Annotated in this window: 10 protein-coding genes and 1 pseudogene; 7 read left to right on the forward strand and 4 right to left on the reverse strand. The window is 71.5% G+C overall.

Translation table 11 applies throughout. The annotated features are described in order from the left end of the window. Positions 1 to 326, reverse strand: a pseudogene (locus ACIBVL_RS36625) (aromatic ring-hydroxylating dioxygenase subunit alpha); the annotation flags it as partial. A gap of 442 nt (positions 327 to 768) precedes the next feature. Between ACIBVL_RS36625 and ACIBVL_RS36630 the strand changes: the two are divergent. The 3 genes from ACIBVL_RS36630 to ACIBVL_RS36640 all read left to right on the forward strand — a co-directional run bounded on the left by ACIBVL_RS36630 (position 769) and on the right by ACIBVL_RS36640 (position 4,658). Then, positions 769 to 1,911, forward strand: a complete 1,143-nt coding sequence (locus ACIBVL_RS36630; protein WP_399104394.1) for a substrate-binding domain-containing protein — start codon at positions 769 to 771, stop codon at positions 1,909 to 1,911. A gap of 109 nt (positions 1,912 to 2,020) precedes the next feature. Next, positions 2,021 to 3,538, forward strand: a complete 1,518-nt coding sequence (locus ACIBVL_RS36635; RefSeq protein WP_399104396.1) for a sugar ABC transporter ATP-binding protein — start codon at positions 2,021 to 2,023, stop codon at positions 3,536 to 3,538. A gap of 1 nt (position 3,539) precedes the next feature. Then, positions 3,540 to 4,658 carry an ABC transporter permease gene (locus ACIBVL_RS36640; RefSeq protein ID WP_399104398.1) on the forward strand — a complete coding sequence of 373 codons (1,119 nt, stop codon included), beginning with the start codon at positions 3,540 to 3,542 and terminating at the stop codon, positions 4,656 to 4,658. 162 nt (positions 4,659 to 4,820) lie between these two features. Here the strand turns inward: ACIBVL_RS36640 and ACIBVL_RS36645 are convergent, their stop codons facing one another. The 3 genes from ACIBVL_RS36645 to ACIBVL_RS36655 form a co-directional block, all read right to left on the reverse strand. Next, entirely contained in the window at positions 4,821 to 5,621 is an 801-nt protein-coding gene (locus ACIBVL_RS36645) for a ThuA domain-containing protein (RefSeq protein WP_399104400.1), read from the reverse strand. Positions 5,622 to 5,624: 3 nt separating this feature from the next. After that, complete coding sequence (locus ACIBVL_RS36650; protein WP_399104401.1) at positions 5,625 to 6,389, reverse strand: SDR family NAD(P)-dependent oxidoreductase; 765 nt, start codon at positions 6,387 to 6,389, stop codon at positions 5,625 to 5,627. A gap of 102 nt (positions 6,390 to 6,491) precedes the next feature. Then, positions 6,492 to 7,730, reverse strand: coding sequence for an acyl-CoA dehydrogenase family protein (locus tag ACIBVL_RS36655; protein WP_399104402.1), 1,239 nt, complete (start codon positions 7,728 to 7,730; stop codon positions 6,492 to 6,494). A 262-nt stretch (positions 7,731 to 7,992) separates the two neighbouring features. Between ACIBVL_RS36655 and ACIBVL_RS36660 the strand changes: the two genes are divergently transcribed. From ACIBVL_RS36660 to ACIBVL_RS36675, 4 genes are all read left to right on the forward strand, one after another. Continuing rightward, on the forward strand, positions 7,993 to 9,531 hold the full coding sequence (locus ACIBVL_RS36660; protein WP_399104404.1) for an AMP-binding protein: 1,539 nt from the start codon (positions 7,993 to 7,995) through the stop codon (positions 9,529 to 9,531). Positions 9,532 to 9,630: 99 nt separating this feature from the next. Continuing rightward, positions 9,631 to 10,236 (forward strand): histidine phosphatase family protein, encoded by a 606-nt coding sequence (locus ACIBVL_RS36665; RefSeq protein WP_399104406.1) that lies wholly within the window; start codon positions 9,631 to 9,633, stop codon positions 10,234 to 10,236. Positions 10,237 to 10,301: 65 nt separating this feature from the next. Further along, entirely contained in the window at positions 10,302 to 11,489 is a 1,188-nt protein-coding gene (locus ACIBVL_RS36670) for an acetyl-CoA C-acyltransferase (RefSeq protein ID WP_399104408.1), read from the forward strand. Between the two features lie 111 nt (positions 11,490 to 11,600). Continuing rightward, the gene (locus tag ACIBVL_RS36675; protein ID WP_399104410.1) at positions 11,601 to 12,611 is read left to right on the forward strand and encodes a PDR/VanB family oxidoreductase; all 1,011 of its coding nucleotides are present in this window, start codon (positions 11,601 to 11,603) and stop codon (positions 12,609 to 12,611) included. Positions 12,612 to 12,649: the final 38 nt, after the last annotated feature.

Consider the following 12,649-nt stretch of genomic DNA (forward strand, 5'->3'; position numbering starts at 1 on the left):
GCGTTGACGAAGGCGCGGATCTCGTCCGGCGCCGTGCGCACGATGATCAGTGAGTCGTCACCGATCTCGTAGACCACGTGGTCGCCGACCTCGGGAATCTCGCTCTCCAGACAGGCGAACTGCCACACGCGCCGCCACACCTGCCGCATCTCGCGTTCGGCCCACTCGCGGGAGGTGAAGCGGGCGGTGTCGACGTCCTCGCTGCCGATGTAGTCGTTGTTGTCGAGCCTCAGCGCGGCAGGGACCGGCCGGCTGTCCCGGTCGAGATAGTCCTGGACGCTGGGCCCGGGGCACCGCGCCGTGCCCAAATCCGACGTTTCGTCCATCTTCTCTCCTCCGACAGAAACTTTATAGTGAGTGTAGTTATTACTCAGGGCCTGGAGCAACACTCGCGACGCCGTACGGGCGTCATGGAACCCGGCTCTTCGGAGGTGTCGGCATTGCCCACCTCGAATTCATGGTGAATGACCCCTCCCCAAGTCCGTCAGAGCGTGCCACACTCCGTCGCACCCGAGGCTGTAGAGCCTCATAAGTTTCTCCAAGGCTGGGGGCAGCACTGCCCCGTCTCGGTCACAGTGCCGCCGTGATCTCCCGGCGGCCCGCGCCGTACCCCGCTACGGCGACTCACACAGCCCCCTCGATCACCTATGCGTGCCGTCCCGGCCTGGGCGCGGCACAGGATCCGCCTGTAACAGAGCCGGCCGCCGCGGACGCGGGAGCGACGCGGGCCGCGGCAGCACAGGCACCACACCACGGGAGTACTCAACGATGAGTTCCAGACCCGGACGCGCGGTCCGTCGCGCGCTCACCGCGATCGTCCCCATCACCACTCTGCTCACCCTCGCGGCGTGCGGCACCGACACGACTCCGGCCGCTGATTCCGCGAAGGCCACGGCTGCCGACTCCCCCGGCCTGACCGCGGCTCGTGCGATGGTGGAGAAGTACTCGCAACGCCCGGACAAGATCCCGGTCACCCAAGCGGTGGGCAAGAAGATCCCCAAGGGCAAGAAGATCGACTTCATCCTGTGCGGCGTGCAGTCCTGCAAGGACATGGCCGACTTCTTCACCGCCGGGGCCAAGGAGCTCGGCTGGAAGGTCAAGCAAATCGCCACGCAGGGCACCCCGGAGTCCGTCCAGGCCGCCTACGATCAGGCCCTGCGCGACGACCCGGACGCCGTGGTCTCCTCCGGATTCCCGCGCGCGGTGTACGCCAAGCAGCTGGCCAAGCTGAAGAAGGCCGGCATCCCGGTCATCCAGTCGAACGCGGACGATGTGCTGGGCAACGGCATCTCCCTGCTGAAGAGCGGGCCCGAGGAAGTCGGCGTCCAGGGCGAGATACTCGCCTCCTGGGTGGTCTCGAACAGCGGTGCCAAGGCCGACACGGTCTACTTCGACCTGCCCGCGTACACGATCCTGAAGCCCGTCAAGGACGCGTTCGCGGCCAAGTACAAGGAGTGGTGCGAGGGCTGCGCGCTCGACACCGTCGACGTGCCGATCACCTCGGTCGGCAAGGACATGCCGGACCGAGTGGTGTCGTACGTCCGCTCACACCCGAAGGTGACCCACATCGTCTTCTCGCTCGGCCTGCTCAACGTGGGCGTCCCCGCCACGCTGAAGACCGCCGGCATCACCGGCAAGCACATCGCCGTCAATGTCGGTGACCCGCAGAACTACCAGTACGTCCAAAGCGGTCTCAGCGACGCCGCGATAGCGCTGAACCTCCATGAGACCACCTGGCTGCAGATCGACGCGCTGGCCCGCCACTTCACCGGCCAGTCCATGGCCGTGGACCAGAAGGCGACGCTCCCCAGTCTGCTGGTCACCAAGGACAACCTGCCGTCCGCCGACGGTGACTTCCCGCTCGTCGAGGACTACCAGGCGCAGTTCAAGGCGCTCTGGGGCCTGAGCTGACCGATGCGGCCCGCCGCCGGCACACAGCCGGCGGCGGCGCCCTCCCATGGATGGAGTAACGGTGCACGCCGATACGTCTACGGAGACGTCACAAGGGCCGGGGGCAAGCGTGTGGGCAGACCGCCCGGTGCTGCGGGTGACCGGACTGTCGAAACGGTTCGGCGCTACCCAGGCGCTGGAGGATGTCGACCTGGACATCGCCCACGGCGAGATCCACGCGCTGATGGGGCCCAACGGCTCCGGCAAGTCCACGCTCATCAAGATCCTCGCCGGATACCACCACGCCGAACCGGGAGCGGTCGCCGAACTCGACGGTGAGCCGTTCGACCTCGGCCAGGTCGCCGACTCACGGCACGACCGGCTGCGCTTCGTCCACCAGGAGCTGGGGCTGGTCAACGAGCTGAGCGCCACGGACAATCTCGCACTCAGCCGTGGCTTCGCCCGCACGGCCTTCGGCAACATCCGCTGGCCGGAGATGGAACGGCGGACGAGGGCCCTCGTCGAACGCTTCGGCCTCGGCATCGACGTACGCCGGCCCCTGGCGACGGCGACCCCCGTCCAGCGCACGGTGGTGGCCATCGCCGCCGCCCTGCAGGGCTGGGAGGGCCGCCGGGGAGTCCTGGTGCTCGACGAGCCGACCGCCGTGCTGCCGCCCGGCGAGGTGGCCCGCCTCTTCGACATCGTGCGCGAGATCCGCGACGCCGGGGCCAGCGTCCTGTACGTCTCGCACCGCATGGACGAGATCTTCGCGCTGGCCGACCGGGTCACCGTGATCCGCGGTGGGCGACGGGTCGCCACCCGCCCGGTCGCCGAACTCACTCCCCGGTCGCTCGCCGAGCTGATGGCGGGCGAGGAAATGGAGACCGAGCAGCGGCCCCGGCCGGCTTCCGGTTCCGCCGGGGCCGTACTGGAGGTCCGCGATCTGGGGGCCGGTCCTCTGCAAGGAGTCGGCTTCGATCTGGCCAGGGGTGAGCTACTGGGCATCACCGGTCTGGTCGGCTCCGGCCACGAGATCGTGCCCTACGCGGTGTGCGGGGCCCATGTCGGGCCGGTGCGGGGCAGGCTCCGGCTGCCGGAGCGCTCGGAGCGGTGGGTCGACGTGCGCGACGCCGGCCGGCTCGGCCTGCCCCTGGTCCCCGCGGACCGAGCGGGCGAAGGAGTGATCGGCGACTTCTCGGTCGGGGAGAACCTCACCCTTCCCCTCCTCGACCGGCTCCGCGCCCGCGGAGGGCGGCTGCACCGGCGCCGCGAATCGTCGCTGGCACATGAATGGATCCAGCGGGTGGGGGTGCGCACGGCCGGACGCGGCGCCCTGATCACCACCCTGAGCGGCGGCAACCAGCAGAAGGTCGTCATGGCCCGCTGCCTGGCCCAGCAGCCTCCGGTGCTGGTGCTGTGCGAACCCACGGCCGGCGTCGACATCGCGACCCGTCTGCAGCTGTACGACCTGATCGCACGCCAGGCCGACGAGGGCATGGGCGTCATCGTGTCCTCCTCCGACACCCAGGACCTGCTCGCCCTGTGCACCCGCGTCCTTGTGGTACGGGACGGCCGGATCGTACGGGAGATCAGCGGCGGGGAGATCACCGAATCCGCGCTGCTCCACGCCATGGAAGGAACCGAGTGACATGACATCCACCCCGACCCGGGCCGCGGAGTTCCGGCCGACCGGACCGGGCGAACCCGCGGTCCCCGCAGTGGGGACACGGGGTGCGCTCGGCCGACGGGCGGCGGCCTCCCTGTCGTTCCGCAACATCGGCGCCGTCTACGTGTGGCTGCTGATCGCCGTGCTCTTCTCCGTATGGGCGCCGGACACGTTCCCGACCGCCATCACGGTCAAGCAGGTCCTCAACGGCAACGCCGTAGCCGGACTGGTGGCACTCAGCGTGGTCCTTCCACTGGCCGCACGGGTCTTCGACCTGTCGGTCGCCTACACCATGTCGCTCACCAGCGTGCTCACCGCCCACTTCCTGGTCGCCACGGGCCTCGGCCCCGGCGCCGCGATCGCGCTGGCCATGACCGCCGCCCTGCTCGTCGGGGTGGTCAACGCCATCGTGGTCGTGGTGCTGCGCGTCGACTCGTTCATCGCCACCCTGGCCACCGGCGCGCTGATCCAGTCCCTGATCACCATGGTCACCAACGACAGCTCCATCACCGGCGTCCAGCTGCTCGCCAAGCCGTTCGCGAACATCGCCCAGCTGGACGCGGGCGGCATCACCCTGCCGGTGCTGTACCTGCTCCTCGCCGCGGTGGCCATCTGGTTCCTGCTGGAACACACCGCCACCGGACGCCGGTTGTACGCGACCGGCTTCAACGCCGACGCGGCACGCCTGCAAGGGGTGCGCACCGACCGGCTGCGCTTTCTGACCCTGGTGGCCTCGGCCCTGCTCTCCGGTTTCGCCGGCGTCGTCTTCGCGTCCTCGGTCGGATCCGGGTCACCCACCGCGGGCACGCCGTATCTGCTGTCGGCGTACGCGGCGGCCTTCGTCGGGGCGACCCAGTTGCGCGCGGGCCGCTTCAACGCCTGGGGCACGGTGATCGCGGTGCTGCTGCTCGGCACCGGCATCACGGGGCTCGGGCTGGCCACCAGCGCGCAGTGGGCCGCGAGCCTGTTCACCGGCTCGGTCCTGATCATCGCTCTCGTCCTCACGGGTGGCCGCATCGCCCTTCCGGCCGTGTTCCGGCGCCGCAAGCACGCGGTCGTCGCCGAGGCTGACGGGGTTCCCGTTCCGAACAAGGTGGTCTGACGGTGAAGGCGGACGCCCCGCCGGCGTACGAACGCCTGCACGCCGGGGAGGTCAACGGCCGCGCGGTGGTCCTGCCGCACGGCTGAGCCGGACATGCCTCGGCTCGCGCCCTTGTCCTGGGGCCCGAGCCGAGGCATGTCCGGCTGCTGTGGGAGGCGGTGCTCAGCCCACGGGGGCCGTGCCGTTGACCGGATGTCGCGCGGCCACGGCCCGCTCCACACAGCGCCCGAGCACGGTGAGGAACTCCGCCGTCTGCCAGGGTCCCCGGTCCACGCGCCCGGTGTCGGCCACGCCGAGGTCCTGCACGTCGTACCGGCCACGGCAGTGGCCGAGGGTGAAGTAGCAGACCTCGCCGCGGCCGTGCCGCTTGAGGTACAGCACGGGACGGGGCGCCTCGTCCAGCGCCGCCGTGTCGCCCTCGGCGAACCCGCGGCACGGCCCCGTGTACTCGGCGTGCAGCAACACCTCCAGGTCCCCGTGCAGCTCGCACACGTACAGCTCGTCGGTGACCGTGAACGGTTCGACGCCCTCGACCAGCGGGTGGTCCGGCCGGGTCACCCGTACCTCGTACGGCGCGATCGGCGGGTGGGCGAGGAACTGGCTGCCGAGCACCCCGGCCAGTTCGCCGAACAGCCGCGGGGTGGTGAAGATCCGGGGACCGCCGTGGGCCGGGGCCTCGATCACCGAGTTGGTGCCGTGCAGGGCGAGCCAGCGCCCGCCCCGCTCGACGAACCGGGCCAGCGCGGCCCGCTGCGCCGGGCGGGGGCGGACGTCGCAGGTGTAGGTGACCAGCAGGTCGGCCTGCTCCAGCGCGGGTACGCAGTCGTAGTCCTGGTACACGCTGGTGCGGACCCGGGGGTGGCCGCCCAGCATCTCCAGCAGCCGCAGCCGCGCGTAGTCGAAGTCGTGCCACTTGCCGCCGCAGACCAGTACGGCGTCCAGGCGGCCGGCCGGGCCCGCCACGGCTCAGTACTGGACGCGGGTGAGCAGCCCGCCGTCCACCACGAGATTGACCCCCACACAGAAGGAGCCGGTCCGGCCCAACAGGAACGCCACCGCCGCGGCCACGTCCTCCGCGGTGCCGTAACGGCCGATCGGCAGCTTGGCGAGGACCTCCTCGTACACCTCCGGACGGCTGGTGCGGATGGTCTCCCAGGCGCCGCCGGGGAAGTCGATCGGGCCGGGCGAGACGGTGTTGACGCGGATGCCCTTCGGTGCGAGGGCGTGCGCGAGCGCCGAGGCGTGCTGGACCACGGCCGCCTTGAGCGCGGAGTACGAGTTGGCTCCGGCCGGGCGCGCGGTGTCGGAGGCGTTGGTGGTGCCGATGGCCACGACGGCGGCCCGGTCGGAGGCCTCCAGGTGCGGAAGGGCCGCCTCGACGAGACCCGCGAAGGGGATCAGATCGCCGCGCAGGCTGGCTTCCCAGGATTCGGGCCCCTTCACATTGCCCGCCGACACGTTCGACACCAGCAGGTCCAGGCCACCGAGTTCACCGGCCGCCCGCTCCACGAAGCCCGCGAGCGCGGCCGGGTCGGTGACGTCCACCGGTTCCGCGAACACCGTCGCCCCCTCGCCGCGCAGTTCGGCGGCGGTCTTCGCGAGGGCCTCCTCGCCGCGGGCGCACAGCGCCAGCGCGCAGCCCTCGGCGGCCAGCGTCCCGGCTATCGCCCGGCCGATGCCCCGGCTCGCGCCGGTCACCAGCGCCTTCGCACCTGTCAGTCCCAGATCCATCGTTGTCACTCCTCAGTGCCTTTGTTGTGCGGGTGCCTTTGTTGTGCGGGTGCCTCTGTCGTGCGAGGTGCCTTGTAGTCGAAAGGGCCTGTGTTGTCGCGTTCAGTTGCCGGACAGTTCGGAGAACGGCACCCGGTCGATCCGCGGCTCGCCCGGCAGTTTCAGCACCCGTTCGCCGATCAGGTTGCGCTGGATCTGGTCGGTGCCGCCGGCCAGCCGGTAGCCGGGCGCGCCGAGCAGGTGTTCCGTCCAGGCGAAGGTGCCCGGCTCCCCTGTGTCGGCGCTGATCCGCGCGCCCATCAGCTCGGCGGCGAGCTGACCGGTGCGGGTGAGCAGGTCGGATGCCATGAGTTTGGTCAGCGAGGCCTCGGGGCCCGGCCGTCCGCCGGCCGCGCTCGCCCGGGCGACGCGGTCCACGGTGGCGGCCCGCAGCGCGGTGCGCACGTACAGATCCGCGAGTTGCTGGCGTACCAGCGGGTCCCCGGTCCGGTGCAGCGATCGGGCGAGGGCGAGTACGTCGTCGAAGGTGCCGCCCTTGCGCCGGTTTCCGGAACCGGAAGCGGTGCGCTCGAAGGCGAGGGTGGCGTTGGCCACTTCCCAGCCCTGGCCGGGACGACCGATCCGCAGCCCGTCGGAGACGCGTACGCCGCTGAGGAAGACCTCGTTGAAGGAGGCGCCGCCGCTCATCTGGCGGATGGGGCGGATCTCCACGCCGGGGCTGTCCATCGGGACGAGGAAGGCGGTGATGCCGGCCTGTTTGACGACGTCCGGGTCGGTACGGGCGAGCAGCAGACCGTAGTCGGCGAACTGGGCGCCCGAGGTCCACACCTTCTGGCCGTCGACGACCCAGTCCTCGCCGTCCGGGCGGGCGCGAGTGCGCAGTGCGGCCAGGTCGGAGCCGGCGCCGGGTTCGCTGAAGAGCTGGCAGGCCAGCAGGTCCGTACGGAGGAAGGCGCGCGCGTAGTTCTCGCGCTGCTCGGGCGTGCCGAACAGGGAGACCGACATCGCGACCAGCCGCACCGTGACGCTGATCAACTCGGTGGACGGCGGTACGTCGAACGCCGCCTCCTCCTGTGCGAAGGCGGCCGCGTGGGCGGCGGTCAGTCCCTGGCCGCCGTTCTCCGTGGGCAGGGTGAGTGCCTGGTAGCCGGCGTCGTGCCTGGCTCGCTGGTAGGCGCGGCAGTGGTCGAGCAGCCGCCGCTCCTCTTCGTCGGTGAGGTTGTGGAAGACAGCGAGGTCGGCGGCGTCACCGGTGGTGTCGGCTGCCCGCCGGGGGGCGAGCTGCGCGGCCAGCCACTGCCGGACCTCGCCCCGCCAGTCGTCCACATTCGGTTGGGGCATGGTGACCTCCTCGGCACACGGGTCCAGACGGCATCGCCGGACGGCACTTACCAGACGGCTGATTCAGTAACGGCGGCTCGGAGTGGAGCGCCACACCAGCCCAACAGGCGAGTGTCAGTCCGACTCGGGTCAGAGTGTTCCGCACTTTCTTGATAAACGCTACAGTCTTGTCGTCGACTCTCCCACCTGCCCGGCCGCTGGGCAGACGGGGTGCACCCGGTGGAGCGAGGGGGAGGACGGACAGAGGAGCTCCGGAGGATCCATGTCCCTACAGCCACTCGACCAGCGTGTGCGCGAACTGCCCAACGCCACCGCACTGGCCGACGACACCGAGAGCCTGTCCTGGTCCCGGCTGGCCGACCAGGTGGCACGCCTCACCGGGCGGTTTCTGGAGGTCGCGCCCGAGCCGCAGGACCGCGTCGCCGTGCTCGGCGACAACGCCGTGGCCACGATGGTCGCCCACCTGGCCGGACTGCGGGCCGGGGTCGGCACGGTGGCCGCCTCCCGACAGCTGACCGCCCGGGAACTGGTCGACCTGCTCATCGACGCGGGCGCGAAGGCGGTGATCAGCGGCCCGGCCGGCGAGTCGGCCGCCCGGCAGGCAGGCGCGGAACTCGGCCTTCCGGTCGTCGTGCACGGCACGCCGGCCAAGGACGACGCCCTCGACTGGACCCAGTGGCTGGCCGAGGGGGAACCGGTGCCTCAGCCCGTGGGCCGTCCCGCCCGCCCTCCGTTGGTCTACACGTCGGGCACCACGGGACGGGCCCGCGGCACCGAGGTGCGCTGGGTGCAGAGCCCGGTGACGGACAGCGCCGCCTACCTGGAGGCCGTGGCCGCCCGCCCCGGCTTCCCGCCCGGACCGCACCTGGTGTGCGGCCCGCTCCAGCACAACGGGCCGCTCACCTCGCTGCGCCATCTCGCGGCCGGCAGGCCCGTGGTGATCCTCGGCCGATTCGACGCCGAGACGTTCCTGCACCAGGTGGAGCGCTGGCGGGTGACCTCGTCGGTGATGGTGCCGACCCACTTCACCAGGCTGCTCGCCCTGCCGGAGGAGGTACGCACCGGGTACGACGTCTCCAGCCTGATACAGATCTCGCACACCGGATCCGCATGCCCGCCGGAGGTGAAGCGGGCCATGATCGACTGGTTCGGTCCGGTGCTGACCGAGTCGTACGGGGCCAGCGAGGCGGGCACGGTGGCGCGTATCAACAGCACCGAGTGGCTGAAGCACCCCGGTTCGGTGGGTCGCGTCCAGCCGCCCTTCGACGTTCTGGTGACCGGCGACGACGGGCTGCCTCTGCCCGCCGGTGAGCTCGGACTGCTGGCGTTCCGGGCCCCCGAGGGCCGTGGTGTGCGCTACCACGCGGACGAGGAGAAGACCAAGGCCGCTTACGTCGCTCCCGGCGTCTTCACCCTCGGCGACATCGGATACGTCGACCCCGACGGCTACATCTTCATCACCGACCGGGCCGCGGACGTCGTGGTCTCAGGCGGCGTGAACCTCTACCCGGCGGAGAGCGAGGCGGTCCTGCGTGAGCACCCCGCGGTCGCCGAGGTCGCGGTCATCGGCGTGCCGGACGCGGACTTCGGCGAGTCGCTGCGGGCCCTGGTCGTCCTCACGGACGGAAGCGAGCCTGCGGACGGGGAACTGCACGCCTTCTGCCGTGAGCGGCTGGCCGCTTACAAGTGCCCGAAGTCGTACGAGGTCGTCCCGGAGCTTCTGCGCAACGCCATGGGCAAACTCGACAAGCGGGCGATGCGCCGCCCCTACTGGGACTCCGACCGGACGATCGCCGGCTGAGCCCGACCGCGCCGTCGGCCCCTGGCCGCGGCCCTTCCCCCCGCACTCCCCGCACTCCTCGATTCCTCAATTCCTCGACTCCTCGGACAAGGAACATTCATGACGGAACTTCTGCTCGTCCGGCACGGCCTTCCCGTGGCCGGCGCCTTCGACCCGGGGCTGTCGCCGGAAGGCATCGCCCAGGCGGAGCGCCTCGCCCCCTGGCTGGCAAGCGAGGGCATCGACGCCCTCTACGCCAGCCCGTACCGGCGGGCCCGGGAGACGGCGGAGCCGCTGGAGCGGCTGACGGGCATGAGCGCCACGGTGCTGGACGACCTGCGCGAGTGGGACACCGACGTCTCGCACCCCTACACGCCGCCCGAGCAGATCGACGCGGACGACCCCCGGTCGGTGGCCCTCTCCGAGGGACGCTACGAGGACTTCGTACCGGACCTGGACTGGGACGCGTTCCGCGGCCGGGCGGTAGGGGCCATGAACACCATGCTGGGTGCCCACCCCGGCCGGCGGATCGCGGCCGTGTGTCACGGCGGCATCATCAACACCTATCTGGCGACCGTGCTCGAGATACCGCAGATGTTCTGGTTCCATCCCGGCTACACCTCGGTCAGCCGGGTGCGGCGCATGCCCGGTGGGCGGATCGTGCTGCACTCCGTGAACGAGACGGCCCACCTGGTCGCGGAGCGCGCAGTCGACTCGGTCGGCTGAGTCCCCCTTTCCGGATCACAAGCGCCACACTCCCACCACTTAGACACCCCCAGGAGGCACCGGACATGCCCGGATCCGTCATCGTCGCCGGAGCGAGAACGCCCATCGGCAAGCTCATGGGCGGGCTGAGCAGCCTGTCCGCCGCCGACCTCGGCGCCCACGCCATCCGCGCCGCGCTGTCCGCGGCGGGGCTGGACCCGGCAGCCGTGGAGGCCGTCGTGATGGGCCATGTCGTCCAGGCCGGGGCGGGTCCCAACACGGCCCGGCAGGCCGCGGTCGGCGCCGGCATCCCGTTCGCCGTACCGGCGAGCACGGTGAACAAGCTGTGCCTGTCCGGGCTGCACGCCATCGCGCTGGCCGACCTCATGGTCGCCTCGGGGCGCCACGAAGTGGTCGTGGCGGGCGGCATGGAGTCCATGTCCGGCGCCCCGCACCTGCTGCGCGGGGCCCGGACCGGCTGGAAGTACGGGGCGGCGACCGCCGAGGACGCCCTCGACCGCGACGCGCTGATCTGCGCCTTCGACGGGGTCTCCATGGGCGCGGCCACCGAGCGCTACCAGCAGCCCCTCGCGCTCACCCGTGAGGAGCAGGACGAGTACAGCGCGCTGTCGCACCAGCGGGCCCACCGCGCCCAGGAGTCCGGTGCCTTCGCCGCGGAGATCGCGCCGGTCACGGTGGCCGGGCGCCGGGGCGAGACGGTGGTGGAGGCCGACGAGGGCATCCGGCCGCAGAGCACCGCGGAGAGCCTGGGCCGCCTGGCGCCCGCCTTCTCCTCCGAGGGCACGATCACCGCGGGCAACGCCTCGCAGTTGTCCGACGGAGCCGCTGCCGTCGTCGTGATGAGCGCGGACCGCGCCCGCCGGGAGGGTCTGACACCGCTCGCCGAGATCGGCGCCTACGGCACTGTGGCGGGCCCCGACCCCTCGCTGCTCGTCCAGCCGGCCGGGGCGGTCCGTGACGCGCTGGAACGCGACGGCCGGCTCAAGGCGGCGGACCTCGACCTGTTCGAGATCAACGAGGCGTTCGCCGGGGTCGCCCTGGCCTCGTCGAGGGAGCTCGGCGTGCCCGGGGAGAAGGTGAACGTCAACGGCGGCGCGATCGCCCTCGGCCACCCGGTGGGCATGACCGGCGCCCGGCTCGTACTGACCCTCGCCCGGGAACTGCTGCGGCGCGGCGGCGGCACCGGGGCCGCAGCCCTGTGCGGGGGCGGCGGCCAGGGCGACGCACTGCTGCTGCACGTACCGCGCGGCTGAGCGGCCCCGACCCGACCACCCCGGCCGCCCGAGCGCACGGTGCCCTTCCGGCCACCCGGGAGGGCGATCACCGCCCCGTCCCCCACCCGTACGACACTCAGGTTGACGAACATGACCAGCCAGCCGCTCCAGGCCCCCCGAGCCCCTGAGGTTCCCCAGCCCTCCCCGACGGACCGTGACGATGCCACCCTCGTCGTGGACACCCGCGTCCAGGTAGCCGACGGCGTCGTCTCCCTGGTGCTGCGCCGACCGGACGGCGGGCCGCTGCCGGCCTGGGCGCCGGGCGCCCACATCGATCTGCTGCTGGACAACGGCCTCATCCGTCAGTACTCCCTGTGCGGGAATCCCGGCGACCGCGCGGCCTGGCAGATCGGTGTACTACGCGAACCCGAGAGCCGGGGCGGTTCCTCGTACGTCCACGACCGCCTTCGGGAGGGCTCGGCCGTGCGGGTGCGCGGGCCGCGGAACAACTTCCCGCTGCGCCCCGCCGAGCACCATCTGTTCATCGCTGGCGGCGTCGGCATCACCCCGATCCTGGCGATGGTCGAGGCCGCCGAAGCCGCCGGAGCCGACTGGCGGCTGCTGTACGGCGGCCGCACCCGGGGGTCCATGGCGTTCCTGGACCGCCTCGCACCCTACGGGGACCGGGTGAGCATCCGCCCGCAGGACGAGTTCGGCCTGCTGGATCTCGCCGCCTTCATCGGCAAGCCCCTCCAGGGCACGCTGGTGCATGCCTGCGGCCCGGAGCCGCTGCTTCGTGCCGCGCAGGAGCAGTGCGCCGGCTGGCCCGCCGGCACGCTGGGCGTCGAGCGGTTCGCCCCGGTCCGGCCGCCGGCGGCCGAGGCCGCTTCGGCCGACTCTTTCGAGGTGGTGCTGAGCCGGTCGGGGCGCACGCTCACCGTGCCGCCGCACCGGTCGGTGCTCGAAGTGGCGGAGGAGGCGGGTGTCCCCGTGCTGTTCTCCTGCCGAGAAGGCACTTGCGGCACCTGCGAGACGGATGTGCTGGAGGGCACGCCGGACCACCGGGACTCACTGCTGGACGAGGACGAGCGGGCCACGGGCGACACCATGCTGATCTGCGTCTCGCGTTCCTGCGGCCCCCGGCTGGTGCTCGACCTCTGACCCGGCCGGCGTCCGGTCGGTGTGGTCGACAGTACCGG

Source organism: Streptomyces sp. NPDC049687 (assembly GCF_044465285.1).
Lineage (GTDB): Bacteria > Actinomycetota > Actinomycetes > Streptomycetales > Streptomycetaceae > Streptomyces.